Source organism: Kitasatospora sp. NPDC057542, from assembly GCF_042801945.1.
Lineage (GTDB): Bacteria > Actinomycetota > Actinomycetes > Streptomycetales > Streptomycetaceae > Kitasatospora.
On the sequence record NZ_JBHVFE010000808.1, the window covers coordinates 1 to 1,709 of the forward strand.

Genomic DNA, 1,709 nt, shown 5'->3' on the forward strand with positions numbered 1-1,709 from the left:
GGCCTGCACGGGCTGCGCGGCCACGGGCGGCACCGCAGGCGCGGCCTGGACGGGCGCCGGCGCGGGCGCGACCGGAGCCTCGGCCACCGGCGCGACCGCCATCGGGGGGGCCGCCACCGGCATGCCCACGGGGGCCGCCATCGGCGCGGCGAACCCGCCCGCCGCCGCCCGCCGCTCCAGCTTGTCCAGCCGTGCCTGCAACGACAGCTCGTCGCTGTAGGCGCCCGGCAGCATCACCCGGGCGCAGATCAGCTCCAGCTGCAGCCGCGGCGCCGCGTTGCCGCGCATCTCGGTCAGCCCGGTGTTGACGAGGTCGGCGGCCCGGCTCAGCTCGGCCGCGCCGAACGCGTCCGCCTGCGCCTGCATCACCGCGACCCGGTCGGCCGGGGCGTCGATCAGCCCCTTCTCCCCCGCGTCCGGCACGGTGGCCAGGATCACCAGGTCGCGCAGCCGCTCCAGCAGGTCGGTGACGAAACGGCGCGGGTCGTGCCCGCCCTCGACCACCCGGTCGATCACCTGGAACACCGTCGCCCCGTCGTGCGCGGCGAAGGCATCCACCACCTCGTCCAGCAGCGCGGAGTCGGTGTACCCGAGCAGCGCCGTGGCCATCTGGTACGTGACGCCGCCCTCGTCGGCCCCGGCCAGCAGCTGGTCCATGACCGACATCGAGTCACGCACCGACCCGGCACCCGCCCGCACCACCAGCGGGAACACGGCGTCCTCGACCTGGATGCCCTCCCGGCCGCACACCTCCGCCAGGTAGTCGCGCAGCGTGCCGGGCGGGACCAGCCGGAACGGGTAGTGGTGCGTCCGGGACCGGATCGTCCCGATCACCTTCTCCGGCTCGGTGGTCGCGAAGATGAACTTGAGGTGCTCCGGAGGCTCCTCGACCACCTTGAGCAGCGCGTTGAAGCCGGCCGAGGTCACCATGTGCGCCTCGTCCAGGATGAAGATCTTGTACCGGCTGTGCACCGGCGCGAAGAACGCCCGCTCGCGCAGCTCGCGCGCGTCGTCCACACCACCGTGCGAGGCGGCGTCGATCTCGATCACGTCGATCGACCCGGGCCCGCCGGTCGCGAGGTCCCGGCAGGACTGGCACTCCCCGCAGGGCGTCGGCGTCGGCCCCTGCTCACAGTTGAGGCAACGGGCCAGGATGCGCGCGCTCGTCGTCTTGCCACAGCCGCGCGGCCCGCTGAACAGGTACGCGTGGTTGACCCTGTTGTTGCGCAGGGCCTGCTGGAGCGGAGCGGTCACGTGCTCCTGCCCGATGACCTCCGCGAAGGTCTCGGGGCGGTAGCGGCGGTACAGGGCTAGGGACACACCACCGACGATATCGGGACGGACCGACAAACGCGTCGCCCCTCACCCCCGGCCAGGGCCCCGGGAACGCAAAGACCCCTCGTGCACCCGCCAGAGCCCTCCTACCCTTGCTGCCTTCCGGCCCTGGGGGGGTTCAGAGAGATGACGCCACACGAGGGGCTGACCCCCACACTACCGGATCCCGGCCCCGACGATCCACAGGCCACCCCCACCCTCCCGCCTGCGGGATAGGTGGTCGCGACCACCCCGAAACATGTACTAAGCTCTCCCTCGGAGGATTCGCCTAGAGGCCTAGGGCGCACGCTTGGAAAGCGTGTTGGGAGCAATCCCTCACGAGTTCGAATCTCGTATCCTCCGCCTTTGATCGAAGGCCCGGACCGCTGCGAAGC

General features: G+C 71.9%; 1 protein-coding gene, 1 tRNA gene and 1 other RNA gene. 1 reads left to right on the forward strand and 2 read right to left on the reverse strand.

Going from position 1 to position 1,709, the window contains the following annotated elements:
• A partial coding sequence (locus tag ACFU7Y_RS43705) for a DNA polymerase III subunit gamma and tau (protein ID WP_380772018.1) occupies positions 1-1,320 on the reverse strand: 1,320 nt, incomplete at its 3' end.
• A 70-nt stretch (positions 1,321-1,390) separates the two neighbouring features.
• Positions 1,391-1,481: signal recognition particle sRNA small type (ffs, locus tag ACFU7Y_RS43710), an RNA gene on the reverse strand.
• Between the two features lie 111 nt (positions 1,482-1,592).
• Between ffs and ACFU7Y_RS43715 the strand changes: the two genes are divergently transcribed.
• Positions 1,593-1,677: transfer RNA gene (locus ACFU7Y_RS43715), tRNA-Ser, on the forward strand.
• The last annotated feature ends 32 nt before the right edge of the window (positions 1,678-1,709 follow it).